This is a genomic window from Salmonella sp. SG203, assembly GCF_013350575.1.
Classification (GTDB): domain Bacteria; phylum Pseudomonadota; class Gammaproteobacteria; order Enterobacterales; family Enterobacteriaceae; genus Salmonella; species Salmonella enterica.
This window is the reverse complement of sequence record NZ_SNMT01000006.1, coordinates 1-25,893: the sequence shown is the minus strand read 5'-3', so window position 1 is coordinate 25,893 and position 25,893 is coordinate 1. Positions and strand designations below refer to the sequence as shown.

The 25,893-nt window shown below is 48.6% G+C and carries 22 protein-coding genes and 4 pseudogenes; 12 read left to right on the top strand and 14 right to left on the bottom strand.

Annotated features, from left to right (window positions below):
• Nucleotides 1-160 precede the first annotated feature (160 nt).
• From mdtA to HV477_RS10670, 10 genes are all read left to right on the top strand, one after another.
• Entirely contained in the window at nucleotides 161-1,402 is a 1,242-nt protein-coding gene (gene mdtA, locus HV477_RS10715; protein ID WP_023221057.1) for a multidrug efflux RND transporter subunit MdtA, read from the top strand.
• Nucleotides 1,402-4,524: a multidrug efflux RND transporter permease subunit MdtB gene (mdtB, locus tag HV477_RS10710; RefSeq protein WP_079899064.1), complete on the top strand. Its 3,123-nt coding sequence runs from the start codon at nucleotides 1,402-1,404 to the stop codon at nucleotides 4,522-4,524. The genes mdtA and mdtB overlap by 1 nt, the downstream gene beginning before the upstream one ends.
• A complete protein-coding gene (gene mdtC, locus HV477_RS10705) occupies nucleotides 4,525-7,605 on the top strand; it encodes a multidrug efflux RND transporter permease subunit MdtC (protein ID WP_001210077.1) in 3,081 nt (1,026 codons plus the stop codon). It abuts the gene before it with no gap.
• The gene (locus tag HV477_RS10700) at nucleotides 7,602-9,014 is read left to right on the top strand and encodes an MFS transporter (RefSeq protein ID WP_001523543.1); all 1,413 of its coding nucleotides are present in this window, start codon (nucleotides 7,602-7,604) and stop codon (nucleotides 9,012-9,014) included. Before mdtC ends, HV477_RS10700 begins: the two co-directional genes overlap by 4 nt.
• Nucleotides 9,014-10,417: a two-component system sensor histidine kinase BaeS gene (gene baeS / locus HV477_RS10695; RefSeq protein ID WP_000870070.1), complete on the top strand. Its 1,404-nt coding sequence runs from the start codon at nucleotides 9,014-9,016 to the stop codon at nucleotides 10,415-10,417. Before HV477_RS10700 ends, baeS begins: the two co-directional genes overlap by 1 nt.
• Entirely contained in the window at nucleotides 10,414-11,136 is a 723-nt protein-coding gene (gene baeR, locus HV477_RS10690; RefSeq protein ID WP_000137854.1) for a two-component system response regulator BaeR, read from the top strand. The genes baeS and baeR overlap by 4 nt, the downstream gene beginning before the upstream one ends.
• 268 nt (nucleotides 11,137-11,404) lie before the next feature.
• Nucleotides 11,405-12,607: a PcfJ domain-containing protein gene (locus HV477_RS10685; RefSeq protein WP_141023784.1), complete on the top strand. Its 1,203-nt coding sequence runs from the start codon at nucleotides 11,405-11,407 to the stop codon at nucleotides 12,605-12,607.
• Nucleotides 12,607-13,323 carry a DUF1266 domain-containing protein gene (locus HV477_RS10680; protein ID WP_079899062.1) on the top strand — a complete coding sequence of 239 codons (717 nt, stop codon included), beginning with the start codon at nucleotides 12,607-12,609 and terminating at the stop codon, nucleotides 13,321-13,323. Before HV477_RS10685 ends, HV477_RS10680 begins: the two co-directional genes overlap by 1 nt.
• Before the next feature lie 10 nt (nucleotides 13,324-13,333).
• A complete protein-coding gene (locus tag HV477_RS10675; RefSeq protein WP_079899061.1) occupies nucleotides 13,334-15,445 on the top strand; it encodes a DUF4034 domain-containing protein in 2,112 nt (703 codons plus the stop codon).
• Between the two features lie 4 nt (nucleotides 15,446-15,449).
• On the top strand, nucleotides 15,450-16,169 hold the full coding sequence (locus tag HV477_RS10670; protein ID WP_000586678.1) for a tetratricopeptide repeat protein: 720 nt from the start codon (nucleotides 15,450-15,452) through the stop codon (nucleotides 16,167-16,169).
• Nucleotides 16,170-16,299: 130 nt separating this feature from the next.
• On the opposite strand, the pseudogene HV477_RS10665 reads toward HV477_RS10670, so the two are convergent.
• The 14 genes and pseudogenes from HV477_RS10665 to HV477_RS10610 all read right to left on the bottom strand — a co-directional run bounded on the left by HV477_RS10665 (nucleotide 16,300) and on the right by HV477_RS10610 (nucleotide 24,013).
• A pseudogene (locus HV477_RS10665) lies at nucleotides 16,300-17,027 on the bottom strand (hypothetical protein).
• 108 nt (nucleotides 17,028-17,135) lie between these two features.
• Nucleotides 17,136-17,579 carry a hypothetical protein gene (locus tag HV477_RS10660; RefSeq protein WP_076737196.1) on the bottom strand — a complete coding sequence of 148 codons (444 nt, stop codon included), beginning with the start codon at nucleotides 17,577-17,579 and terminating at the stop codon, nucleotides 17,136-17,138.
• Nucleotides 17,580-17,694: 115 nt separating this feature from the next.
• Nucleotides 17,695-18,144 carry a hypothetical protein gene (locus tag HV477_RS10655; protein WP_079899085.1) on the bottom strand — a complete coding sequence of 150 codons (450 nt, stop codon included), beginning with the start codon at nucleotides 18,142-18,144 and terminating at the stop codon, nucleotides 17,695-17,697.
• A gap of 67 nt (nucleotides 18,145-18,211) precedes the next feature.
• Nucleotides 18,212-18,631, bottom strand: a complete 420-nt coding sequence (locus HV477_RS10650) for an XAC2610-related protein (RefSeq protein ID WP_217487774.1) — start codon at nucleotides 18,629-18,631, stop codon at nucleotides 18,212-18,214.
• A gap of 319 nt (nucleotides 18,632-18,950) precedes the next feature.
• Nucleotides 18,951-19,403, bottom strand: a complete 453-nt coding sequence (locus tag HV477_RS10645) for a hypothetical protein (protein ID WP_254621654.1) — start codon at nucleotides 19,401-19,403, stop codon at nucleotides 18,951-18,953.
• Between the two features lie 68 nt (nucleotides 19,404-19,471).
• Nucleotides 19,472-19,900 carry a hypothetical protein gene (locus HV477_RS10640; RefSeq protein WP_079899057.1) on the bottom strand — a complete coding sequence of 143 codons (429 nt, stop codon included), beginning with the start codon at nucleotides 19,898-19,900 and terminating at the stop codon, nucleotides 19,472-19,474.
• Nucleotides 19,901-19,967: 67 nt separating this feature from the next.
• A complete protein-coding gene (locus HV477_RS10635; RefSeq protein ID WP_000916515.1) occupies nucleotides 19,968-20,504 on the bottom strand; it encodes a hypothetical protein in 537 nt (178 codons plus the stop codon).
• Nucleotides 20,505-20,577: 73 nt separating this feature from the next.
• Nucleotides 20,578-21,078, bottom strand: a complete 501-nt coding sequence (locus HV477_RS10630) for a contact-dependent growth inhibition system immunity protein (protein ID WP_000142760.1) — start codon at nucleotides 21,076-21,078, stop codon at nucleotides 20,578-20,580.
• Nucleotides 21,079-21,208: 130 nt separating this feature from the next.
• On the bottom strand, nucleotides 21,209-21,511 hold the full coding sequence (locus tag HV477_RS10625) for a hypothetical protein (RefSeq protein ID WP_079899555.1): 303 nt from the start codon (nucleotides 21,509-21,511) through the stop codon (nucleotides 21,209-21,211).
• Between the two features lie 9 nt (nucleotides 21,512-21,520).
• Nucleotides 21,521-21,883, bottom strand: a complete 363-nt coding sequence (locus HV477_RS10620) for a DUF4329 domain-containing protein (RefSeq protein WP_001747579.1) — start codon at nucleotides 21,881-21,883, stop codon at nucleotides 21,521-21,523.
• Between the two features lie 139 nt (nucleotides 21,884-22,022).
• A pseudogene (locus HV477_RS28400) lies at nucleotides 22,023-22,130 on the bottom strand (hypothetical protein); the annotation flags it as partial.
• 188 nt (nucleotides 22,131-22,318) lie between these two features.
• Nucleotides 22,319-22,738, bottom strand: a complete 420-nt coding sequence (locus HV477_RS10615) for a hypothetical protein (RefSeq protein WP_000502179.1) — start codon at nucleotides 22,736-22,738, stop codon at nucleotides 22,319-22,321.
• A gap of 434 nt (nucleotides 22,739-23,172) precedes the next feature.
• Nucleotides 23,173-23,371 (bottom strand): annotated as a pseudogene (locus HV477_RS28895) (hypothetical protein).
• 24 nt (nucleotides 23,372-23,395) lie between these two features.
• Nucleotides 23,396-24,013, bottom strand: a complete 618-nt coding sequence (locus HV477_RS10610; protein ID WP_000977163.1) for a hypothetical protein — start codon at nucleotides 24,011-24,013, stop codon at nucleotides 23,396-23,398.
• A 163-nt stretch (nucleotides 24,014-24,176) separates the two neighbouring features.
• On the opposite strand from HV477_RS10610, the gene yegQ reads away from it, so the two are divergent.
• Both yegQ and HV477_RS10600 read left to right on the top strand, forming a co-directional pair.
• A complete protein-coding gene (yegQ, locus tag HV477_RS10605; protein ID WP_001517981.1) occupies nucleotides 24,177-25,538 on the top strand; it encodes a tRNA 5-hydroxyuridine modification protein YegQ in 1,362 nt (453 codons plus the stop codon).
• Between the two features lie 229 nt (nucleotides 25,539-25,767).
• Nucleotides 25,768-25,893 (top strand): annotated as a pseudogene (locus HV477_RS10600) (IS3 family transposase); the annotation flags it as partial.

Genomic DNA, 25,893 nt, shown 5'->3' with positions numbered 1-25,893 from the left:
TTTTCACCGATGAGAGTTGCGTAGCGCCTCGCAAAGCGGGTCGCCATTCAGAATAATCCCGACCGTGTTCCATAATTCCTCCATTTTTCTCCCTTCCCTGCTGACTACAATAGAGGGAGCAACATTCCGCAAAACGTTTCAGGATGAGAAACTTATACCGATGAAAGGCAGTAATACTTTCCGCTGGGCAATCGCGATTGGGGTTGTAGTGGCCGCCGCCGCATTCTGGTTCTGGCATAGCCGTAGCGAAAGCCCGACCGCCGCGCCGGGCGTCGCCGCGCAAGCGCCGCATACCGCCGCCGCAGGTCGCCGCGGTATGCGCGACGGCCCTCTGGCGCCGGTACAAGCCGCGACCGCGACCACGCAGGCCGTACCGCGCTATCTGAGCGGGCTGGGTACCGTGACCGCCGCGAATACCGTTACGGTGCGTAGCCGCGTGGATGGTCAACTCATCGCCCTGCACTTTCAGGAAGGTCAGCAGGTCAACGCAGGCGATCTGCTGGCGCAAATCGATCCCAGCCAGTTTAAGGTCGCCCTGGCGCAGGCTCAGGGACAGTTGGCAAAAGATAACGCTACGCTGGCGAATGCGCGTCGTGATCTGGCGCGCTATCAGCAACTGGCAAAAACCAATCTGGTTTCCCGTCAGGAACTGGATGCGCAACAGGCGCTGGTCAACGAAACCCAGGGAACCATTAAAGCGGATGAAGCCAATGTCGCCAGCGCGCAGTTACAGCTCGACTGGAGTCGTATCACGGCCCCGGTCTCGGGACGCGTGGGTCTGAAACAGGTGGATGTCGGCAACCAGATTTCCAGCAGCGATACCGCCGGTATTGTCGTCATTACGCAAACGCACCCGATTGATCTCATTTTTACTCTGCCGGAAAGCGATATCGCGACCGTGGTTCAGGCGCAAAAAGCGGGGAAAACGCTGGCCGTAGAAGCCTGGGATCGGACTAACTCGCACAAATTAAGCGAAGGCGTGTTGCTCAGTCTGGACAACCAGATTGATCCCACGACGGGAACGATCAAAATTAAAGCGCGCTTTACCAATCAGGACGATACGCTATTCCCCAATCAATTTGTGAACGCCCGGATGCTGGTCGATACCGAACAAAATGCCGTTGTGGTGCCTGCCGCGGCGGTGCAAATGGGCAATGAGGGCCACTTTGTGTGGGTGCTGAACGACGAAAATAACGTCAGCAAGAAGCGGGTAAAAATCGGTATTCAGGATAACCGAAACGTGGTGATCAGCGCTGGCTTGTCGGCAGGCGATCGCGTCGTTACCGATGGTATTGATCGGCTGACGGAAGGCGCAAAAGTCGAGGTCGTTGAGCCGCAAACCACCGTGGCGGATGAAAAATCCCCTTCCCGCCATGAAGGTCAAAAAGGAGCGCGCGCCTGATGCAGGTATTACCTCCGGGCAGCACAGGCGGCCCCTCGCGTCTGTTTATTCTGCGCCCCGTGGCCACCACTCTGCTGATGGCGGCGATTTTACTCGCCGGGATTATCGGCTATCGCTTCCTGCCCGTCGCCGCTTTGCCGGAGGTCGACTACCCCACTATTCAGGTTGTTACGCTCTACCCTGGCGCCAGCCCGGATGTCATGACCTCCGCCGTCACCGCGCCGCTTGAGCGCCAGTTCGGCCAGATGTCAGGACTGAAGCAGATGTCGTCGCAAAGCTCCGGCGGCGCGTCGGTGGTAACGCTACAGTTTCAGTTGACGCTGCCGCTGGACGTTGCCGAGCAGGAAGTACAGGCGGCGATTAACGCAGCCACCAATTTATTGCCTTCCGACCTGCCGAATCCGCCGATTTATAGCAAAGTCAATCCGGCGGACCCGCCGATTATGACGCTTGCCGTCACCTCAAACGCGATGCCAATGACTCAGGTAGAGGACATGGTAGAAACCCGCGTGGCGCAGAAGATCTCGCAGGTCTCCGGCGTCGGACTGGTGACGCTTGCCGGCGGGCAGCGCCCTGCAGTACGCGTAAAACTGAATGCTCAGGCTGTCGCCGCGCTCGGTCTGACCAGCGAAACGGTCCGTACCGCAATTACCGGCGCCAACGTCAACTCGGCGAAAGGCAGTCTAGATGGCCCCGAACGGGCGGTGACGCTTTCTGCTAACGATCAGATGCAGTCTGCCGACGAATACCGCAGGCTTATCATCGCGTATCAAAACGGCGCGCCGGTACGGCTGGGCGATGTCGCCACCGTCGAACAGGGGGCGGAAAATAGCTGGCTCGGCGCATGGGCGAATCAAGCGCCGGCTATCGTGATGAATGTTCAACGCCAGCCTGGCGCCAATATCATTGCGACAGCGGACAGCATTCGCCAGATGCTGCCCCAGCTTACCGAAAGCCTGCCGAAATCGGTGAAGGTCACGGTCCTGTCCGATCGCACCACCAATATTCGCGCTTCCGTGCGCGATACCCAGTTTGAACTGATGCTGGCGATCGCGCTGGTCGTCATGATTATCTATCTGTTTTTACGTAATATTCCCGCCACAATTATTCCCGGCGTCGCCGTACCGCTGTCGCTTATCGGCACCTTTGCGGTGATGGTGTTTTTGGATTTTTCCATTAATAACCTGACGCTGATGGCGCTCACTATCGCCACGGGTTTCGTGGTGGACGATGCGATTGTGGTGATCGAGAACATCTCGCGCTACATCGAAAAAGGAGAAAAACCGCTGGCGGCGGCGCTCAAAGGCGCGGGCGAAATCGGCTTTACCATTATTTCCCTCACCTTTTCCCTGATTGCGGTACTGATCCCGTTGCTCTTTATGGGCGATATTGTTGGTCGACTGTTCCGCGAATTTGCGGTGACGTTGGCGGTAGCGATTTTAATCTCCGCCGTCGTCTCTTTGACGCTTACGCCCATGATGTGCGCGCGTATGCTCAGCCGGCAGTCTCTGCGTAAACAAAACCGCTTTTCCCGCGCCTGCGAGCGGATGTTTGACCGCGTGATCGCCAGCTACGGACGCGGATTAGCGAAAGTGCTCAACCATCCGTGGCTTACATTGAGCGTGGCGTTCGCCACGCTCCTGCTCAGCGTTATGCTGTGGATAGTCATTCCGAAAGGGTTCTTTCCGGTACAGGATAACGGCATTATCCAGGGGACGCTGCAGGCGCCGCAATCGTCATCGTATGCCAGTATGGCGCAACGTCAACGCCAGGTGGCGGAGCGGATATTACAGGACCCGGCGGTGCAAAGCCTGACGACTTTTGTTGGCGTAGACGGCGCTAACCCCACGCTCAATAGCGCGCGCCTGCAAATTAACCTCAAGCCGCTGGATGCGCGTGATGACCGCGTGCAGCAGGTGATCTCCCGGCTGCAAACCGCCGTGGCGACGATTCCCGGCGTGGCGCTGTATCTCCAGCCGACGCAGGATTTAACCATCGACACGCAGGTCAGCCGCACGCAGTATCAGTTTACCCTGCAGGCCACGACGCTCGATGCGCTCAGCCACTGGGTGCCAAAACTGCAGAACGCGCTACAGTCGTTACCACAGCTTTCCGAGGTAAGCAGCGACTGGCAAGATCGAGGATTAGCGGCCTGGGTGAATGTCGACCGCGACAGCGCCAGCCGTCTGGGTATCAGCATGGCGGATGTGGATAACGCGCTCTACAACGCGTTCGGACAACGCCTGATTTCAACGATTTATACCCAGGCGAACCAGTACCGCGTCGTGCTGGAACATAATACCGCCAGCATGCCGGGCCTGGCGGCGCTGGAGACGATTCGCCTGACGAGCCGCGACGGCGGCACCGTACCGCTCAGCGCGATTGCCCGCATTGAGCAGCGCTTCGCTCCGCTCTCCATCAATCATTTAGATCAGTTCCCGGTTACGACATTTTCGTTTAACGTGCCGGAGGGCTATTCGCTCGGCGATGCGGTGCAGGCGATTCTCGATACGGAAAAAACGCTCGCCCTGCCAGCAGATATTACAACGCAGTTTCAGGGTAGTACGCTCGCCTTCCAGGCGGCGCTAGGCAGCACCGTCTGGCTTATTGTCGCCGCCGTGGTGGCGATGTATATCGTGCTCGGCGTGCTGTATGAGAGTTTTATCCATCCGATCACGATTCTCTCAACGCTGCCGACGGCGGGCGTCGGCGCGCTGCTGGCGCTGATCATCGCTGGTAGCGAGCTCGATATTATCGCCATTATCGGCATTATTTTGCTGATCGGCATCGTGAAGAAAAACGCCATCATGATGATTGACTTCGCCCTCGCCGCTGAACGCGAACAGGGGATGAGTCCGCGCGACGCTATCTTCCAGGCCTGTCTGCTGCGTTTTCGACCGATTCTGATGACCACGCTGGCGGCGTTGCTCGGGGCATTGCCATTAATGTTGAGTACCGGCGTTGGCGCGGAATTACGTCGCCCGTTGGGGATCGCGATGGTGGGTGGCCTACTGGTCAGCCAGGTATTAACTCTGTTTACCACACCGGTGATTTATCTCCTGTTTGACCGCCTGTCGCTGTACGTGAAAAGTCGCTTTCCGCGCCATAAAGAGGAGGCGTAGATGCGCTTTTTCGCCCTTTTCATCTACCGCCCGGTCGCCACCATTTTGATTGCCGCCGCCATTACGCTGTGCGGCATTCTGGGCTTTCGTCTGCTGCCGGTCGCCCCGCTGCCGCAGGTCGATTTCCCGGTGATTATGGTTAGCGCCTCGCTGCCGGGCGCCTCGCCGGAAACCATGGCTTCGTCGGTGGCGACGCCGTTGGAACGTTCTTTGGGACGCATTGCAGGCGTCAATGAAATGACTTCCAGCAGCTCGCTCGGTAGTACGCGCATTATTCTCGAATTTAATTTCGATCGCGATATTAACGGCGCGGCGCGCGATGTGCAGGCCGCCATCAACGCCGCGCAAAGCTTGTTGCCAGGCGGAATGCCCAGCCGCCCAACTTATCGCAAGGCCAACCCGTCCGACGCGCCGATTATGATTTTAACGCTCACCTCGGAGAGCTGGTCACAGGGCAAACTGTATGATTTCGCCTCTACCCAACTGGCGCAAACCATCGCGCAAATTGACGGCGTCGGCGATGTTGACGTCGGCGGCAGCTCCCTGCCCGCAGTACGTGTAGGCTTAAACCCGCAGGCGCTCTTTAACCAGGGCGTCTCGCTGGATGAGGTCCGCGAAGCGATCGACAGCGCCAACGTACGCCGACCGCAAGGCGCAATTGAAGATAGCGTCCACCGCTGGCAAATCCAGACCAACGACGAACTGAAAACCGCCGCCGAATATCAGCCGCTGATTATTCACTATAACAACGGCGCGGCGGTACGCCTGGGTGACGTCGCCAGCGTCACCGACTCGGTGCAGGATGTCCGTAACGCCGGGATGACGAACGCTAAACCCGCTATTTTGTTGATGATCCGCAAGCTGCCGGAGGCCAATATTATTCAGACGGTCGACGGCATCCGGGCAAAACTGCCGGAACTGCGGGCAATGATCCCCGCCGCTATCGATTTACAAATCGCCCAGGATCGTTCGCCGACGATTCGCGCATCGCTGCAAGAGGTAGAAGAGACACTGGCTATCTCTGTTGCGCTGGTGATCCTGGTGGTGTTTTTATTCCTGCGTTCCGGGCGCGCCACGCTAATCCCCGCCGTCGCCGTTCCCGTTTCGCTCATCGGCACCTTCGCCGCCATGTATCTGTGCGGCTTCAGCCTCAACAATCTGTCGCTGATGGCGCTGACTATCGCGACCGGATTTGTCGTTGATGATGCCATTGTGGTGCTGGAAAATATCGCCCGCCATCTGGAGGCGGGAATGAAACCTTTGCAGGCGGCATTACAGGGTACGCGGGAAGTCGGGTTTACGGTCATCTCCATGAGTCTGTCGCTGGTGGCGGTATTTCTGCCGCTGCTGTTAATGGGCGGCCTGCCAGGACGATTATTACGGGAATTCGCCGTTACCCTCTCGGTGGCGATTGGCATTTCGCTGGTGGTCTCGCTCACGCTGACGCCGATGATGTGCGGCTGGATGCTTAAATCAAGCAAACCGCGCACCCAACCGCGTAAACGGGGCGTTGGCCGTCTGCTGGTCGCCTTGCAACAGGGTTACGGCACGTCATTAAAATGGGTGCTTAACCATACGCGTCTTGTCGGTGTGGTTTTTCTTGGCACCGTTGCGCTGAACATCTGGCTTTATATCGCCATCCCTAAAACATTCTTTCCGGAGCAGGACACCGGCGTGTTGATGGGCGGTATTCAGGCTGACCAAAGCATCTCTTTCCAGGCCATGCGCGGCAAGCTGCAGGATTTTATGAAAATTATTCGCGACGATCCGGCGGTGAATAATGTCACTGGTTTTACCGGCGGATCGAGGGTGAATAGCGGCATGATGTTTATTACGCTGAAGCCGCGCGGCGAACGCAAAGAGACGGCGCAGCAAATCATTGATCGACTGCGGGTCAAACTGGCAAAAGAACCTGGCGCCAGGCTGTTTCTGATGGCGGTACAGGATATTCGCGTCGGCGGGCGGCAGGCTAACGCCAGTTACCAATATACGTTGCTGTCTGACTCTCTGGCGGCGCTGCGCGAATGGGAGCCGAAAATACGCAAAGCGCTCTCGGCCCTGCCGCAACTGGCGGACGTAAACTCCGACCAGCAGGATAACGGCGCGGAGATGAACCTTATCTACGACCGCGACACCATGTCACGGCTGGGTATTGATGTTCAGGCCGCAAACAGTCTGTTAAATAATGCTTTCGGCCAGCGGCAAATTTCCACCATTTATCAGCCGATGAACCAGTATAAAGTGGTGATGGAAGTCGATCCGCGCTATAGCCAGGATATCAGCGCGCTGGAGAAAATGTTCGTTATCAACCGTGACGGAAAAGCGATTCCCCTCTCTTATTTCGCCCAATGGCGGCCCGCCAATGCGCCGCTGTCGGTGAACCATCAGGGACTTTCCGCGGCGTCCACGATTGCCTTTAACCTGCCGACCGGCACATCGTTATCGCAGGCGACAGAGGCCATTAATCGCACCATGACGCAGCTTGGCGTCCCCTCGACGGTACGCGGCAGTTTTTCCGGAACGGCGCAAGTCTTCCAGCAGACCATGAATTCACAGCTTATTTTGATAGTGGCGGCGATCGCTACCGTCTACATTGTGCTGGGGATACTGTACGAAAGCTACGTCCATCCACTGACCATTCTCTCTACTCTGCCATCGGCGGGCGTTGGGGCGCTTCTGGCGCTGGAACTCTTCAATGCCCCTTTCAGCCTAATCGCCCTGATAGGGATCATGCTATTAATTGGCATTGTGAAGAAAAACGCCATTATGATGGTCGATTTTGCGCTTGAAGCGCAACGAAGCGGCGGCCTGACGCCGGAACAAGCCATTTTCCAGGCCTGCTTGTTACGCTTCCGTCCAATAATGATGACCACGCTGGCGGCGCTGTTCGGCGCACTGCCATTGGTGTTATCTGGCGGAGACGGTTCGGAATTACGGCAGCCGCTGGGGATAACCATTGTCGGCGGTTTGGTCATGAGCCAGCTCCTGACGCTCTATACCACGCCGGTGGTGTACCTCTTTTTCGATCGTCTGCGGCTACGTTTTTCGCGTAAAAATAGCAAACCGGTAGTAGAGATATGACAGAACTTCCTGACAACACCCGCTGGCAACTCTGGATTGTGGCATTCGGCTTTTTTATGCAGTCGCTGGATACCACCATCGTCAACACTGCGCTGCCCTCCATGGCGAAAAGCCTGGGGGAAAGCCCGCTGCATATGCACATGGTAGTGGTGTCATATGTTCTTACCGTCGCCGTGATGCTCCCCGCCAGCGGCTGGCTGGCAGACAAAATCGGCGTGCGTAATATTTTCTTTGCCGCCATTGTGCTGTTCACGCTGGGTTCGCTGTTTTGCGCCCTCTCCGGTACGCTTAATCAACTGGTATTAGCGCGAGTTTTACAAGGCGTAGGCGGCGCGATGATGGTGCCGGTCGGACGCCTGACGGTCATGAAAATCGTGCCGCGCGCGCAATATATGGCGGCGATGACCTTCGTCACCCTACCGGGACAGATCGGGCCGTTACTCGGCCCCGCGCTGGGCGGGGTGCTGGTGGAATATGCTTCATGGCACTGGATCTTTCTGATCAATATCCCGGTGGGAATTGTCGGCGCTATGGCGACCTTTATGCTGATGCCAAACTACACCATAGAGACCCGGCGCTTTGATCTGCCGGGGTTCCTGCTGTTAGCTATCGGCATGGCGGTACTCACGCTGGCGCTGGACGGTAGTAAAAGCATGGGGATTTCGCCCTGGACATTAGCCGGACTTGCTGCGGGTGGCACGGCAGCCATTCTGCTCTATCTCTTCCATGCCAAAAAAAACTCAGGCGCGTTATTCAGCCTGCGATTGTTCCGCACGCCCACGTTTTCACTGGGGTTGCTGGGCAGTTTTGCCGGGCGTATCGGCAGCGGTATGCTGCCGTTTATGACGCCGGTCTTTTTGCAAATTGGTCTTGGTTTTTCACCGTTTCATGCCGGTTTGATGATGATCCCCATGGTGCTGGGCAGCATGGGAATGAAGCGGATTGTAGTGCAGATAGTTAACCGTTTTGGCTATCGTCGGGTTCTGGTGGCGACTACGCTCGGACTGGCATTGGTTAGCCTGTTGTTTATGTCGGTCGCGCTGCTCGGCTGGTATTATCTCCTGCCGCTGGTACTGCTTTTGCAGGGAATGGTGAACTCGGCGCGCTTTTCTTCCATGAACACCTTAACGCTAAAAGACCTTCCCGATACGCTGGCCAGCAGCGGCAATAGCTTATTATCGATGATTATGCAGCTCTCGATGAGTATCGGCGTCACTATTGCCGGAATGCTGCTGGGTATGTTTGGCCAACAGCATATCGGGATAGACAGTAGCGCCACACATCACGTCTTTATGTACACCTGGTTATGTATGGCGGTTATTATCGCGCTACCAGCGATAATTTTTGCCCGCGTGCCGAACGATACACAGCAAAACATGGTCATTTCACGGCGTAAAAGGAGCCTGTAATGAAAGTCTGGCGGCCCGGAATCACCGGCAAGCTGTTTCTGGCGATCTTCGCCACCTGCATCGTGCTGCTGATCAGTATGCATTGGGCCGTGCGCGTCAGTTTTGAACGCGGATTTATTGACTATATCAAACACGGCAACGAGCAGCGGCTACAAATGCTGGGCGATGCGCTGGGCGACCAGTACCAGCAACACGGCAACTGGCGTTTTTTACGCAACAACGATCGCTTCGTTTTCCAGATTTTGCGTTCATTTGAGCATGACAACGACCGCGATAAACCCGGCCCCGGTATGCCGCCGCACGGTTGGCGCACCCAATTCTGGGTCGTCGATCAAAATGGCCGGGTGCTGGTCGGCCCACGCGGTCCGGTGCCGCATGACGGTACTCGCCGTCCCATTCTGGTCAATGACGTCGAAGTCGGCGCGATTATCGCCTCTCCTGTCGAGCGGCTGACGCGCAATACGGATATTAATTTTGATATGCAGCAGCGGCGCGCCAGTTGGATGATCGTGGCGTTATCAACGTTGCTGGCCGCGCTGGCGACATTTTTGCTGGCGCGTGGCCTGCTCGCCCCGGTCAAACGGTTGGTCGAGGGTACGCACAGACTGGCGGCGGGGGATTTTACCACGCGCGTGACTCCAACCAGCGCTGATGAGCTGGGAAAACTGGCGCAGGACTTTAACCAGCTTGCCAGCACGCTGGAAAAAAACCAGCAGATGCGCCGCGACTTTATGGCGGATATTTCCCACGAACTGCGCACGCCGCTGGCGGTATTGCGCGGCGAACTTGAAGCCATTCAGGATGGCGTTCGCCAGTTCACGCCAGAATCGGTTACCTCGCTACAGGCGGAAGTCGGTACGCTTACCAAACTGGTTGACGACCTGCATCAGCTGTCGTTGTCTGACGAGGGCGCGCTGGCTTACCAAAAAACGACCGTCGATCTTGTTCCCCTGTTGGAAGTCGCTGGCGGCGCGTTCAGAGAGCGCTTTACCAGCCGGGGGCTAACGCTACATTACGCGTTGCCGGATAGTATGACCGTCTTCGGCGACCCGGATCGCCTGATGCAACTGTTTAATAATCTACTGGAAAACAGTCTGCGCTACACCGACAGCGGCGGCGGCCTGCATATTTCCGCCGAACAACGCGACAAATCATTATTCCTGACCTTTGCCGATTCTGCACCGGGCGTCAGCGATGAACAGTTACAAAAGCTTTTTGACCGTTTTTACCGCACGGAAGTGTCCCGTAACCGCGCCAGCGGCGGTTCTGGACTGGGGCTGGCAATATGCGTCAATATTGTACACGCGCATAACGGTCATCTTCACGCCGCTCATTCGCCTTTTGGCGGGGTTAGCATTACAGTAGAGTTACCGCTGGATCGCGATTTACAGAGAGAAGTATGACTGAATTACCCATTGATGAAAACACGCCGCGCATTTTGATTGTTGAAGATGAACCCAAGCTGGGACAGCTGCTTATTGACTACTTACGCGCGGCGAGTTACGCCCCCACGCTCATCAATCATGGCGACAAGGTACTGCCGTATGTGCGTCAAACGCCGCCGGATCTGATCCTGCTGGATCTGATGCTGCCGGGTACCGATGGTCTGACGCTATGCCGGGAGATTCGCCGTTTTTCCGACATCCCCATTGTGATGGTCACGGCCAAAATCGAAGAGATCGACCGGCTGCTTGGGCTGGAAATCGGCGCCGATGATTATATCTGTAAGCCTTACAGCCCGCGCGAAGTCGTGGCCCGCGTGAAAACCATTTTGCGCCGCTGTAAACCGCAGCGCGAACTCCAGCAGCAGGATGCCGAAAGCCCGTTAATGATTGATGAAAGCCGCTTTCAGGCCTCCTGGTGTGGTAAAGCGCTGGATTTAACCCCCGCTGAATTCCGTCTGCTAAAAACCTTATCGCTTGAACCGGGTAAAGTTTTTTCCCGCGAGCAGTTGTTAAACCACCTCTACGACGACTACCGTGTGGTGACCGACCGTACCATCGACAGCCATATTAAAAACCTGCGCCGTAAACTGGAATCGCTGGATGCCGAACAGTCATTTATACGCGCGGTCTACGGGGTGGGATATCGCTGGGAAGCGGATGCGTGTCGCCTGGTATAATGATTATTGGCATAACAATAACAAGGTCGTAAGACGATATTTTCCGCCAACGCTATTCTGGCGGAATTAACACACTGCCCTCTTTCCTTTGGCCGAGCGGTATCCCGAAAACCACGACGAACGCGATCGGGGACAATAAATTATTTGGCCGCTCTTTTTAGTTTACCGATATACTGTGAGTAGTTTTTTAAACTTATTGCGCATTAATTCATTAAGTGAATCTAAAAATACATAAACATAATACCAGCTTAATTATACATGGATTTTTATGACAGAAACGTCATCTCACCGCTATAAACCACGCAATATAATAAATGCGCCAAATGTAAAATCGTCTATTTTTTCCCGGAGCCAACAACGCGGCGACAGCGAAATTATCCAGCGCTGGTTAAGCAACCATTTTTATCGTTGGATCATTGGTGACTTTCCTCATGTTTATCCTGTGCGCTCCGTCGCCGATTATGCCGTTTATTTTAGCGCTGATGCAGAAATCCCCGCCTGGCTGGCGCCAAAGCTGGGTGGCGATGAGCGCTTTTACTACCTTAACGTTCAGCACCCGCAACTTGTGGCGATGGAAAGAGATTTAGTGGAATTTCTTTCGCGGCAGGAAGGAACGCGGCTGGAAACTAAACTACAGCGTATCAACTGCTTTACCGTGCTGGCAATGCGCGAAGCGGAGCATCAAAAAATGCAGCGCCTGCGTGAACAAGGTTGGTATCCCTCCAACAGCGAGGCGCTAAAACCGGTGATGACGGTGAATAACGGCGTACTGGTTGAGCTTGATGCAACAAACCCCGGCCTGCGCAGTGAGATGGCGTATGAATCCTGGCATATGCAACACTGCGTCGGAGATTTTGATAATAAAGGCGCGCTTTCCGGCGGCTACGGCGATTACTACGCCCGGCAAATGGAACAACAAAAACTTCGCCTGTTCAGCCTGCGCGACGACAATAATATTCCCCACGTCACAATAAGCCTGGTGGTTGGTAATAACGGCCTGAGTATTGATCAGATTAAAGGTAAGCAAAATCGCCATCCTATTAAGAAATATGCTAACGATGTTTTATCTCTGTTACGCCATCTGCAACCACTTCCTGAGCGCCACGCTGATTGCGAAGGGATGGGAATAGTTTATGAATCGACGCCGGAATATTCAGATTGGAAATTTATTACTCATATTCATGACCTCAATTTTCTGCTCAATGTGCTGCATGACAATTTTCATTTAATGGAACACTTCCCCACTCCCCCGGTAGCTTTACAGTGGCTGCTGCTGCACAGCGCCCCGGAGGCGCTACGCTACCTTCAGGTTGTTGATCCTAACGTGGCGACGGCTGCGGAAATGCTGTTTCCGCAGCATGAATGGCACCCTACGCTTGCCGGGAAAAACACCAGTAGCGAACCTTTCGAAATTGAAAGCCTGACGCTACAAACCACGCGCTATCTTTCTGCAACCAGGGAGGAGCGCTAATGTTCTGGATTGTTCTTATTATTGCCGCCCTATTTTTTAGCTGGCGCAACTACAAAAAAAACAAACCGCTGATTGCGGCCCGTATCGCCGAGGAGAAAGAAAAAGATCGTCTGAAGGATCTGCGTCGCGATACCCGACGGCGGCAATGGGCGCTGGCGCTAGCTGATATCCTCGCCCGGCGCAACGGGCTACCGATCAAAGGCGTTGAGCTGGTCTTCAAACTTGACGATGACAAACGCCGCTATCTGGCACAGCAGGTAAAAAAAGAGCTGGGCTTGAGCGAAAACCTCGACGGCGCGGCGTTACGCCACAAGGTTGAGGATATCTTACGCCGCTGGCCTGCGGGCATCGGCAGCTCGCCGCGCACGTTTTATCATCATCTGGCGGCCCAGGGCCAGGTCCGCGACGCGCTGGCCTTCGACTGTATGCGCACCACCTTTCTGACCCGCTGTATCGCCGGGCTCGGCTGGTGTAACGAAAACGAGGCCTGGCTGGTGCTATTGCTCAACGCCCAGCGCGCTCAGGACTGTTTTGATTCCTGGGAGGATTACGCCACCGCCTACGTTCGCGCTCGCCGGGTATGGCTCACGCTACGTGACACGCCAACAGCGCTTGCCGGACGGGATTTACAGGAAGCCACCCATTATCTGCAAGACCCTGTCAGCCGCTGGCGACAACTGCCGTGGAATGAATTCAAAATTTTCGAGCCGATTTAAAGGACTATTTATGGAACAGGATGATCGTCTGCTCAACGCTATGTTTGAGATGTGCAACCACAAAAATCCCCTCAATGACGGGCAACGCGAATGGCATATCGCCGATATTCCCGGCCTACTGCGCGAAGAACGCTATGACGAACTGGACGAACGCTACAACCAGGCGCTGACGGAGAGCTTTACCAGCCGCGAAGCGGAAAAGCGCTATTTCTTCGCCTGGAATCAAATGGACAACCCTTTTTACGATATGGACACGCTGGTTGAGGCTGGGCCACAAGGATTAGCGCTGATCAAAAACTGGCAGCGCGCCCGCCCCCGCTCCACTCACGCCTGGCTTGCCGAGGCGCAATACTGGAATCACCGTGCGTGGCTGTATCGCAGCTATGGCTGGGCGAGAGAAACCACCCGAGCGATGTGGATCTGCGCCGCCGCCTGCAACGAACGGATGGTCATCGCCGCGCTCAATGCTATCGACTGTGAACCGCGCCAGTGGATGGCGGCGGCCCTGACCAGCACCAACTCAAAAGTCTTCGGCCAGCCCGACTGGCTGGTTGAGTTCCTCGAGGGCGCGGATGTTGCCGGGCAGCCATTAATGGAGGATCTGGCTGAATATCATCGCCATTCACCGCAGGAGGTGGACGCGCTGATGGCCCATTCCGGGCTGTCGTTTGCCGACGCGGTTTGCCCAAATTTGCCGCGCCCGTCCGTGCTGCCGGAGTGCAATGACGATGCCGGGCAAAAATACTGGCTCACCGTCTGCCTGGCTATTTTCCCGACGGCATTTTACGTGCTGGATGAATATATCCCGTTTCGTATGCCGCGCTGGGGAGGGTCTCACGAGGAAATCCGCGAATTTCTGGAATCAAGCGTATGCGATCACCTTTCTGCCGCAGAACGTGAACATCTGGAGCTATTGATCTGGTGGGACGCTCACCGCGATCTGCGCATCAAAGAGGTTGACTCCCCGGCAGAACAGGAACGCATTATCGCCAAAGCCGAAGAGATTAGCCTGCGAGCGCATATCCAGGAATCTCGCCACAACGCGCTGAAGTGGCTGCGGGTCTGCTATAGCGATCTGGACGATAATGACGCGCTCTGGCGAACCCTTCAGCGTTCGATCGCGGAAAAAGTTAAGCTCAACAATTACTTCTCTGATGACACGATAAAGTTCGCCCTGCGCGATTTTCCTGACACCTGGTGGATGTATAATTTTCTCTGTCAGAATGCGCAGCAAACGGAATTCACAGTGCCGAAAATCCGTCGTGGCTACTTTCAGTACGCCGGGTTATTGGGTTTCGAAAAGGATGAGGCGCAAGGCCTCGCCTGGCTCGATAGCGTCGCCGACATTCAATATAACCATAACTGGCGGGCGGCGATTAAAAATTTCAACTGGTTCGGGCTCCCGGAACATTTTGTGCCGCTGGCAGAGCTGGGCGCACAAAGAAATATACCCGCCGCGCTAAACCTGCTGGGCCTTGAACACAATAATAAAGAGAACAACGGCCTACTACCTTACGATCCTGCCATCGCGTTAGGGTATTTTCAGCGCGCGGCGGAGATTTTGCACCGGCAGTTAGCGCTGCACGAGAGCACTCCGTACAAATTAATAGATAACGGAGGCTATACCGACTATGAAAATGACCTGCAAAATATTCATTTCAGCATTGGCGTCTGCAACCAGCGTCTGAGTAAACAGGAACCTGATACCGAAAAACGTTCCGCTTATGAAAAAGAACTGCTCGATAATCTCTGGCTGGCGCATCAGTACGGGCATAAAGAGGCCTGGGGCTTGTTCCTGCTGAATATTTTTGAAGTGAAGGATATTACGCTGGCGCATAAGCATCTGGAACTGGTGCAACAAGAAGCCAACAAAGGCACGCTACACGCTATGGTGACCCTATCGCGCCTGCATGGTAATAAACACGATCGAACGCTGTTTAATATGAAGCTAAGCGCACGCTGGGCGCATTTTGCCTTCACGCTTTACCCGGATAATGAAATCGTTATGGACTGCCTGGACCACCTGCATTTCGATTCTTTCTGGAAACGCTTTCGTTTCGCCTGGTATACCGTCCGTATCCCGAATTCAGAGCTGCCGGGACAGGTCAACTCAATGGTGTAAGGTGGTGATAATCCAAAGAAAATCTCTATTTCTTTGCGCCCTGCTTCTACTCTGCGCCACTGCCAGGGCTGAAATTACGGAGCAGCAGATCGAGGCCGACTGCGCAAAAATTCCAGTTTTGGCCAGCCAGGGCGAACAGCTTTACAAGACCCAAAAATATGCCAAAGCGCGCGACGCTTTTGAACAGCAGGCCGCATGGAGCGAAAGCTGCGCCCTTGACGACAGCGCCATCGCGACGGCCTACAACAACGTGGCGCTAACCTGGATACGCGAAGGCGAGTGGCGTAAAGCCCGCGCCTGGCTGATGCTAAGGCCGAATGATAGCAAGTCGATCTACAACCTGAAACTGATCAAAGATAAGCAATCGGCCCTGCCGCCACCGGTTTTTGCGGCGGGTGAATACTGGCGCTATGCCGGGCGCGCCTCCTGGAACGTGCTTAGCGTGAAGGCATTACCCACCCCATCACGCTATCAGGTTAATTTTCAGGGTTACTGGTTCGGTTTAATGGGGATCTACTTCGGCCCCAATATCGGCGAGTTCTCCGCAACGGTAACGCTGGAAAACGATAAAACCATCGTGGCGCTTCGGGAAGGCGATGATATTCACTGCGACATTTCGCTGGCTTTTTCTTCTGAAACCATTGATGCCAGCACCGATACGTTTGTGGACTGCGGTTTTGGCGCAAATGTCCGCGCCGACGGGCACTATCTGCGCGTTGAATAAATCTGGCGCGGAAACTGAAATTTTATGATTAACCTGAGTTCAATTGAAATTAACAATCTATTTATAATTCTCATAACGTTCCTCATTCTTTCCTGATATCCATATTACCTTAACACCTCCATTACAATTATTAATGTCGTAAGCATGGTATATTTAACGCTCGCTTCTTTTTTTACCCTGTGATACTTCATTTCTGGATATCAATTTGAACCGACCATTTTCCATTTGATATTGTTCCTTTATATAAATCTGAGGCACTTGATCTTTAAACTTTATAGTTACAAGATGACCATCTTTACTGTTCTCATACCACCTATATATAACATAACTATCAATGCTTATTGTGTAATCCTGGCAGATGACAAAATCAGAAAAACGCACGATATCTTCATAAGCAAAAAAACTACTAAGCAATAAAGCATCCACCAGGTTCCCTTTTGCATCATAACTATTTATTTGTACATTAAGCAATAACGTATCAGACTCTCCAATTTTATTATAAATTATCAATTTGTAAGTATTACCATCATGTTCAAAGTACCCTAATTCATAATAACGGACACCATCACCAATATACGGAGAAAGAAAATTCTCACCTTTTACCGGCACCTTAATTTCCTGTTGATTAAATAAGTTAGTTTTCTCTTTATATTCACTTGGTAATTTTAACTCCATTACATTATCATCGAAATTAATATCTTTATAATAACAAGCCAATTGTGCAAACTGCGTAGAATCAACAGGTAGAAGCAACGCCTTACTCTTTTGATTATTACAACCAACACTTGTTAAAATAATGCCAAACAATATGGCCGAACGCAGTAAACATAAAGAAAAAGTTAATCTATAACTATTCATAGTCGGCATTAATATTGGGTTATATGTAGAAAACTATATAATAAAATATTGTCATCATGCATTGTTGTATTTTTCTTAAAAACTCATGATATGATTGCTAAATAAGCGTCAATTATTAAGATATTGATACTGAGAAGACATGTACGGTAAAATATAAATAGTCGCATCGTGCAGTTTTTTACATAGATCTTTACTATCAATGTGGCAATGAGATGCTGAATAATCCCTCACTATTTCAACATCTTTCACATCGAGTATTTCTCCAATATGATCAACAACATAATCTCCAAGGGCTGGCTTTCTTTTGACAAGCACAGATAACTCATTCAATTCTTCCCATTTATCCACTAACAATCTGATAATTTTTTCTGACGTGCCTTCCCGGAGGTAGTCCACATCACATTGACTATGTCGGGAATAAAAGTCATCGACAGCTTTCCATGACGCAAGAGAGTCTAACGCCATATCCGCTTTATCAAAGTCTTGTTGTGAACAGTCTTCAGCATAAACATTAGAAAAAGAAAAAACTAAAACCATAATTATCCACTTCATCTAAAGTATATTCTCATCGATTGATTAATTCCATATCCAGTCTGCTCATTATGAAGAATTACACAGTCGTAATTAATGAAAAACATTCACCCAATCCCCATCAATTAATCACATGCTATTTAACCTTGAATGAGCGATATATTTCCTTATAATTATTAAATAAGGATGAATCGCCTCTACCAATAAAAACAAACATTATGTTTGTTGACAATACTATCACTGCCTGAAAGCACTGGCCTATATGATACCCAGCATCATCTTTGTACCTACATGAAACGATTGCACTCATGCCAGTAAATTTTGGCGTAATATTTACATCAGCTAAAACAGGGACGCCATCAGTAACGGCCTCCCATTCTCCATCATCATTCTTTGTAAAAAAAGAATTTTTATTCGTTGCCGCATCTGTGCATACATAAAGATAACTGAACAAATTTATATGATTTTTACTAATCAATAAACAATCATCTTTTTTATTAGCTACCCATCTGGCAGGAATATTTATCGTTGCGTTTTTAAAATGAATATTTTTATAATTTTCTTCACCATAAGTAGAACTAACCAATAAGCATCCCAAAAAGAATAAAATAAATCTCAATTAATCATCTCCTGAAATAAAAGACCACCACTTGTCACTTTAATTTATTCTCGTCAACAAAAACATTAGTAATACATCTTTGCGCCTCATTATGAGAATAATACAGACTAATAAGCTCTCTTTTCTTCTTATTAAGATTTAAATTTATAAAATCATCGCCACACGATGGTTTTATTTCTTTAAAGTCAGCCACTTTCTCAGAATAGAGAAAAACCCTATATATATCATAAATTCCCATACCATCATCTGCATACCAAATCAAAAAATCTTCTTTACCATCAAAATTATAATCACCATATTTAACATGGATATTATTTTCCGTATCGACATCATAATATCCTCTCTTTGCCACACGATCACTACCTGTAATTTCATACTCAACTTTTTTATTATCCACCCAAGTGATTGATGCTTTTATTCCCTTTGTAACATTAAATTCAAGAGAAGTAGCCAAACATATAAATGGAGAAGAAATCCCAAAAAGGATTAGAAAAAATGCTTCATATGTTTCAATTACCCCCTCCCATATCAGACAGGATTATTAAATCCTCTGCTACATGCTGCAAAAGCGACATTAAACGACTCATCATCCATGGTGTTAAAAAGCTTTCGTAAGGTCTCATTAATTACTTTGGCTATCGTTAAAACAAGAATGTGTAGATGGATGCATTCTGTGCCAATCCCCTTTTTTATTAACTTGATATCCATAAGGCACAAACATAATACCATGCTCAGTAACTTTCCGTAATAATTCCACCTCATAAGATATTTCATTATAAGTAAAAAAGAACAAAAAAATAGTCATCAGTAGGTTCCAGTGTATCTTCATTGAATTTGGTTCTAAGATACTCGTTAGAAAGTTTATGCTGCATGAAATGAAAAAATTCTTTATTATCCATCTGGCTTAATTTTGATAACTCTGAAAATTTCTTTATCGCATCTCGAATTGCAAAGTGTAATATTACAATAATCCCCGCATCATTTATATTATTAACTGGATGATGCTTAAGATTTAAAAGATAAAAATTATCTATTTTAATATATTGTGATGTGCTGAGCCATCTACTGGCATCAAACCATTTACGTTTATTCGGATAGTCGAGGTCATTTTCACTATTAGAAATAACAAGGATTGCCATTTGTTGTTGTGATTTATGCATATACCACCCACCGCCGAAAAATATAATAATAAGCATAATCACTAATGTTACTACCTTTTTATACATCTGATATATCTCATTCATTTCGGGTGAAATAGAATAGATTTGAGACTTAATTAAACATTTTATTTAAGTTAATTATTCTCATTTCCAATATTTCTTTCAGAAATTATTTTGCGTAAAAACACATTCAATTCTTTTGAATGATAAAAATCGATACAGTCATATATAACCATGTTTACAGATGCCAAATCACCATAAGCCTGTCTGGGCTTATAAAAATCCCCCGTTTTATTTTCTATAAATAAAGCTAAGACATTATCTTTATTCCGATAAAAAGCAAGACCTATATCCAAATCGATAAATCCTCTTGTATTATCTTTTAAAGGTAGCTTAGTAAAAACAACGCCCATTTTTTCATAATTTTTTTCAATACACTCAGCAAGTGAAAATTTTTTATACTCACTAAGAAGTTCTTTAGAAATGCTTTTTTCTGAATTCGCATAACCTGACGACCATCCCAGAAAAAATAGCATGAGAAATAATATAAATCTAATTTTCATAGTTTCACTTCCCAGAGATATAACACATTTATCAACACAGTCATTATGCACCAATTATCCGAGAACTTCATTTACTCAAATCTAATCGATAAATTTTATAATTTTTAGTGTCAGGCAATTTATTAAATGTTTGAGCCTCATCTCCACGGCTATCATAGATAATATACTTACCACGCCATTCCCCAACACTATTATTATTTTTAATAATAATTAACGTATGATCTTCACCAAACCAGACAGACTCTGGAATATTTCTTTCCGCAAAACAAAAGCCATTGGGTTTATAGCTTCTCTCAGCACTGGCACTCAAACCCGTTATCAAACAGCCTTTCATATAAGGAGCGCCGTAATTCAGCGCAAAAATGAGGGAGTGATGGATACATTTTGAGAGGATAATGTCCCCAGAATAGATACTACCATCAAGAAATGCGCTAACAATAACATTGTCAAAGATTAAGTATGGCGTACTACCATCAACAGTGCTCAATGAAATTAATTTAACTCTATTACCTTCCTCCAACTTACAATCTTTTATATTTTTAATATCCATAGGTAAGCAATAACAGGGAAAAAACATCAAAAAAAGCATAACCATTTTTAACATCAATCAGACCTTACAACAATTGTAAATTTATTGTCTTATTTCTATCAAACATAAATAACCTATCATCAGGCTATTAATCACAACATTCAAATGCCTGTCTCAATGCACTTCCAATTTTCTCTGGTTCGCTGGTAACAGGCAATCTAATTACATCTTTGTCATGTCCGGCCCAGCTCCACCCTTCAAGTTTAGTATGTCGAGTAGGTTGTATCTTAATAATATTATTCACGCATATAATTGAGCAATACTTCATGTTTTTAAATAATGCACGCCTGGTTCTATAATTATATTTTGCCATCAATACAGTGACCCACTCATCATACTCCACCTGTGTTTTCTCTAAAGAAAGATACTCTTCACTCTCTTCTGGGGTGTAAGTTCTGCTATTTTTTAATGCTTGTAATAATTCATGACCGATACATACATCATCCGAATCAATAGATAATAACTGACAAGGGTAATCAGGATCTGAAGAATAGCGCCCCAATCCCGAATAAGTTTCTAAACATAAAAACTTATCTGTCAGGTTAGCACCCGCGTGATACTCTTTATTTACATCAAATATAAATGTCATTTTCCTGCTCCTGTAAAAACTACAGTCACACTTTTCGTTGAACCATAGTCAATAGCTCGCTGTACTTGTTCCATTTGCTCGGGGGTAACACCAGAGAATATTCACCAATTACTCAACAATTTATATCATTTCATTTGCTATAACTTTTGTTTATTTTTTCAATTTTAAAATCTTTTTTTGAAATTATATAAATAATTTGCTCCATACCGCCACCACGGGTTTCTTCCAGATGAGATTTACAATAGAATGCGATTTTAATATTTTCATCATCATCCTGTATCATGGTATTAAATAAGCCCCAGTTTGTATGCTCTCTAAAATGTGAAAAAGCAACATTCATAGTTTTTGTTTGTACTTCATCTAAAAAAACAAGTTTTTCACTCATACATCTTAACGGAATTAGAAAAACAAATGCAAAAATAATATATTTCATTTCATTCCCTCAGTTTTTTCCAGTTCCAGGGGTAAACTTATAATATTTATTATCTGGAGTCCCCAAAAAGCCAGTATAATCAGGATTACCTATACCATCACTTGCAATCCCAGAAATTTCTTGCGGTGAAAAATGTAAAGAGTCATATGCCTCATATTGAGGTGATACTGGATTCCCCTTTAGATCAGAGTAAAAGCCATGTGTATGATAATCACCAACCTTAGTCGAGCCAAAAGGACAAGAGCTATTTGACGGAGAAAAACCAACCAAGCTTCCCTGCTTAGCTTCAGTTGCAATACATTTATTACTATAGGTTTTACAGACTAACCCGCCATATTCTCTATTCTTTATAATTGATGTGCTATTACACATTTTTATGGCAAAAAGCGCATATAGTGTGATTTATTTATCTTTAAAATACGCATATCTGCAAGACAAAAATTCACAAAAAAGCACAGAACAAAAGACAATATTGTTTTCTTTATATACTCCCCTAACCTTCAGTCCTACCAATTACTGCACAAACCATCAGCAAAAGAGAATCCGTGAATTTGTACTCGATTTTACATTGTTGTCGATAGTCAGGAATTATTGATATATAATTCAGTAAATTTAACAAATTCGTTTTAGAATGACCTTGCTTTTATGTAAACTTCATTCATCTTTCAAATCGTCTCATATAATGTTTTCATGCAAACTTTCTTGTTATACACATTGAAAACATATAACAAAAATATGTTCACGACATATCCAATTAATATTTCATACCATCATCAACTTCATCATCATAATTTATGAAATATAGAATTATTTTAGTGTGATACGTTTGAGTGGCAACCACTCACCAGGCTGAGAATATGAAAACATTTTCCCTTTTATATAATATGCTTTTCCTTTATTGCTTATCTCAAATTGCGGTGATGGATATGGACATGCATTTTCCTCGTCGCCGTTATAGTATAATGCCAAAACACCAGAATTGATTTTTAAAGAGTAGTCACCAATGCATGTTATCCCCGCATGCCAGGTTGTCATAGATAAAGAAGCACGATTATTTTTACTATCTATCTTTAAATTATATTGTAAAAAAACCTGACTCCCATCATTTAACTGCTCGCCAAGTTCCTCGACTCTAAAGTTACCATCCCATTGGGTTTGAGTCATCGCAAAAGAATTTGCGCTCCATAAGCAAGAAAAAATAAACAGATACTTTATAAAATCGCCCATACCACTAACCCCTGATTTAATATGTAGAAGGTATCAATTCAGTATTCAGCATTGTCACACTATACACAAAATCACTCAAGTTGCATCAAGGCGGCAAGGATTTGCTATTGCGCAATGCGTAAAAAACATCAAGAAAAATATATTTTTCATAATAAAATCTACTAATAAGTAGATTCAATGGATTCCATCTTATCAATACGTATTTATCATTTTCTGATCAACCTCAACCTGATTTCCTCTTAGTACTGAGTATCGTCTGCGATCGTTAATTCTACCTCTGATGATATCTCGTTAAAAAATAACGCTACCGCCATACCCTGGTTTACAAACCTGCACACCCTAAGATTACTCTCTTATCTGCATTAAGAATATCACTGTGTTTTTTTTCGGAATATATAAAGATTCCCCATAGTGGATACATAACGTGAGCCAAATTAGTCAAAGACGGGATCACTGACGCTATAATAAGTCAAATGACCTTTTGTATTTTCTTTAATGCATGTTGCCGAGGTGATTTCACCTTTATTTTTTTAGTGAATTAGTTTCATATTCAGGAAATGCTTTATTTAAATTCTGAATATTGAGGGGGTACCATAACATCCTGATAGCAGAAAGATATAAATAAGCAGCCATTTACCCTGATTAAACATATATGCCTCACGCACTACAATCTTCCGTGACCAAATCCAGCAGCGTTAAACTCCACCCTTTGCCCAAGCCATGAAGCTCGCTCAGATGAAAAATCAAACCATCACCCCATTTTTTCGGCACTGCCACCACTCGCTCTGATTGCAGCTCAAGCCGCCTGGCGTTTGCTATACGGGTATCAGACGCCTGATCCCCATTATCCGCTCCATTCACCATGCTAAACGTCAGCAGCGCATTATCAGAACCGGTATAGCTGACAAAAAAACCGGCGTGATCCCATCCCTTTTCACAAACGTACTCAACCTCCGTGTGGTGATCAAATTCGTTATCCACAGGAATATGCTCTGAAAACCAACCTACCTGCCCCAACAGGTAGTTAAAACCGGGTATCGGCTTATTAATATCAAAACTTTTCATCCACTCATAATCATGCCCAGCCCCAATTCGGTACAGCACATACATCCCGACTTTTTTATCAATCAGGGCATTAATTTTCGCGTTATCTCGCTGCTGAAAAGCGATAATCACCTGTCTCGCCGTCTCTTCAAACGATGGAGCGGCACAAACGGGATGCGCGGCCATTCCCAGCAAACTCAGCGCGATGGCCGTGCGGCTCATTTTCATCATTGGCTCCCCATTAACATCCGGTGTTCTATTAGCGCCAATATACTCTCGCAATATTTACTCGGCCTGTCCGTAAGCGTACAATGCCCGCCCTTAAAGTGAGGACTCTCCTCAAGCCGCCTCATCAGGTGAGGCGGATCTGACCTGTCATCAGAACGAGAAAATGATGTTTAAACCAGAACTTCTTTCGCCGGCGGGAACGCTGAAAAATATGCGTTACGCTTTCGCTTACGGTGCCGATGCCGTCTATGCGGGCCAACCGCGCTACTCTTTACGCGTGCGTAATAACGAATTCAATCACGAAAATTTGCAGCTTGGCATCAACGAAGCCCACGCGCTCGGAAAAAAATTCTACGTGGTGGTGAACATCGCCCCGCATAACGCCAAGCTCAAAACCTTTATCCGTGACCTGAAACCCGTCGTCGAGATGGGCCCGGATGCGCTGATCATGTCCGATCCAGGGTTGATTATGCTGGTACGCGAGCACTTCCCGGCAATGCCGATTCACCTGTCGGTACAGGCTAACGCCGTAAACTGGGCGACGGTAAAATTCTGGCAGCAGATGGGGCTGACCCGTGTGATTCTCTCCCGCGAGCTGTCGCTGGAAGAGATTGAGGAAATTCGCCAGCAGGTGCCGGATATGGAAATAGAAATTTTCGTCCACGGCGCGCTATGCATGGCCTATTCCGGCCGCTGCCTGCTTTCCGGCTACATCAATAAACGCGATCCGAACCAGGGCACCTGCACCAATGCCTGCCGTTGGGAATATAACGTGCAGGAAGGAAAAGAAGACGTTGTCGGCAACATCGTGCATAAGCACGAACCGATTCCGGTACAGAACGTTGAGCCGACGCTCGGTATCGGCGCGCCGACGGATAAAGTGTTTATGATAGAAGAGGCCCAAAGACCGGGCGAATACATGACCGCGTTCGAAGACGAGCATGGCACCTATATCATGAACTCAAAAGATTTGCGCGCTATCGCCCACGTGGAGCGCCTGACGAAAATGGGCGTCCACTCGCTGAAAATCGAAGGCCGCACCAAATCCTTTTATTACTGCGCCCGTACCGCGCAGGTCTACCGTAAGGCCATCGACGACGCCGCCGCGGGTAAACCCTTCGACCCTACGCTGCTGGAAACGTTGGAAGGTTTGGCTCATCGCGGCTATACCGAAGGTTTCCTGCGTCGCCATACGCACGACGATTACCAGAATTACGAGTACGGGTACTCCGTTTCCGAACGCCAGCAATTTGTCGGCGAGTTCACCGGCGAGCGTAAAGGCCAACTGGCGGCCGTGGCGGTGAAAAATAAATTCTCCGTTGGCGATAGTCTGGAGCTGATGACACCGCAGGGAAATATCAATTTCACCCTGGAACAGATGGAGAACGCCAAAGGCGACGCTATGCCGGTGGCACCTGGCGATGGCTATACCGTCTGGATGCCCGTCCCGCAGGACGTTACGCTGGATTACGCACTATTGATGCGTAATTTCTCAGGCGAATCAACGCGTAACCCCCATGCTAAGTAGTTAATTGCGGTTATTTTTTCATGGCGGGAAGATTCTTAGAAATTGATCACATACCGCTTCGCTCAATGCGGGTATTATTCAACGCGCTGAAAAACATAACCCATAAATGCTAGCTGTACCAGGAACCACCTCCTTGGCCTGCGTAATCTCCCTTACGCAGGCTTATTTTTTGCGTATGACCCGTCCTGAATAGCGTTGACACGTTCCAGACTTAAATCCGGAGAACGTGATGATGACTGAGTTCAAACGCACCCAACGCGATTATCCTCTATCCTTTAAAATAGCCGTCGTTGAGCAGGTCGAAAAAGGCGAGATGACCTATAAACAGGCCCAGCAGCGATATGGCATTCAGGGG

What these genes read in the sequence shown, in the direction of transcription:
- HV477_RS10680 (WP_079899062.1), top strand. Translation starts at nt 12,607, where the DNA reads ATGTTCTGGATTGTTCTTATTATTGCCGCCCTATTTTTTAGCTGGCGC.
- mdtC (WP_001210077.1), top strand. Translation starts at nt 4,525, where the DNA reads ATGCGCTTTTTCGCCCTTTTCATCTACCGCCCGGTCGCCACCATTTTG.
- HV477_RS10640 (WP_079899057.1), bottom strand. Translation starts at nt 19,900, where the DNA reads ATGAAAATTAGATTTATATTATTTCTCATGCTATTTTTTCTGGGATGG.
- HV477_RS10615 (WP_000502179.1), bottom strand. Translation starts at nt 22,738, where the DNA reads ATGGGCGATTTTATAAAGTATCTGTTTATTTTTTCTTGCTTATGGAGC.
- yegQ (WP_001517981.1), top strand. Translation starts at nt 24,177, where the DNA reads ATGTTTAAACCAGAACTTCTTTCGCCGGCGGGAACGCTGAAAAATATG.
- HV477_RS10700 (WP_001523543.1), top strand. Translation starts at nt 7,602, where the DNA reads ATGACAGAACTTCCTGACAACACCCGCTGGCAACTCTGGATTGTGGCA.
- baeR (WP_000137854.1), top strand. Translation starts at nt 10,414, where the DNA reads ATGACTGAATTACCCATTGATGAAAACACGCCGCGCATTTTGATTGTT.
- HV477_RS10630 (WP_000142760.1), bottom strand. Translation starts at nt 21,078, where the DNA reads ATGACATTTATATTTGATGTAAATAAAGAGTATCACGCGGGTGCTAAC.
- HV477_RS10660 (WP_076737196.1), bottom strand. Translation starts at nt 17,579, where the DNA reads ATGAAGTGGATAATTATGGTTTTAGTTTTTTCTTTTTCTAATGTTTAT.
- baeS (WP_000870070.1), top strand. Translation starts at nt 9,014, where the DNA reads ATGAAAGTCTGGCGGCCCGGAATCACCGGCAAGCTGTTTCTGGCGATC.
- HV477_RS10610 (WP_000977163.1), bottom strand. Translation starts at nt 24,013, where the DNA reads ATGATGAAAATGAGCCGCACGGCCATCGCGCTGAGTTTGCTGGGAATG.
- HV477_RS10625 (WP_079899555.1), bottom strand. Translation starts at nt 21,511, where the DNA reads ATGAAATATATTATTTTTGCATTTGTTTTTCTAATTCCGTTAAGATGT.
- HV477_RS10620 (WP_001747579.1), bottom strand. Translation starts at nt 21,883, where the DNA reads ATGTGTAATAGCACATCAATTATAAAGAATAGAGAATATGGCGGGTTA.
- HV477_RS10675 (WP_079899061.1), top strand. Translation starts at nt 13,334, where the DNA reads ATGGAACAGGATGATCGTCTGCTCAACGCTATGTTTGAGATGTGCAAC.
- HV477_RS10685 (WP_141023784.1), top strand. Translation starts at nt 11,405, where the DNA reads ATGACAGAAACGTCATCTCACCGCTATAAACCACGCAATATAATAAAT.
- mdtA (WP_023221057.1), top strand. Translation starts at nt 161, where the DNA reads ATGAAAGGCAGTAATACTTTCCGCTGGGCAATCGCGATTGGGGTTGTA.
- HV477_RS10635 (WP_000916515.1), bottom strand. Translation starts at nt 20,504, where the DNA reads ATGTTAAAAATGGTTATGCTTTTTTTGATGTTTTTTCCCTGTTATTGC.
- mdtB (WP_079899064.1), top strand. Translation starts at nt 1,402, where the DNA reads ATGCAGGTATTACCTCCGGGCAGCACAGGCGGCCCCTCGCGTCTGTTT.
- HV477_RS10645 (WP_254621654.1), bottom strand. Translation starts at nt 19,403, where the DNA reads ATGTATAAAAAGGTAGTAACATTAGTGATTATGCTTATTATTATATTT.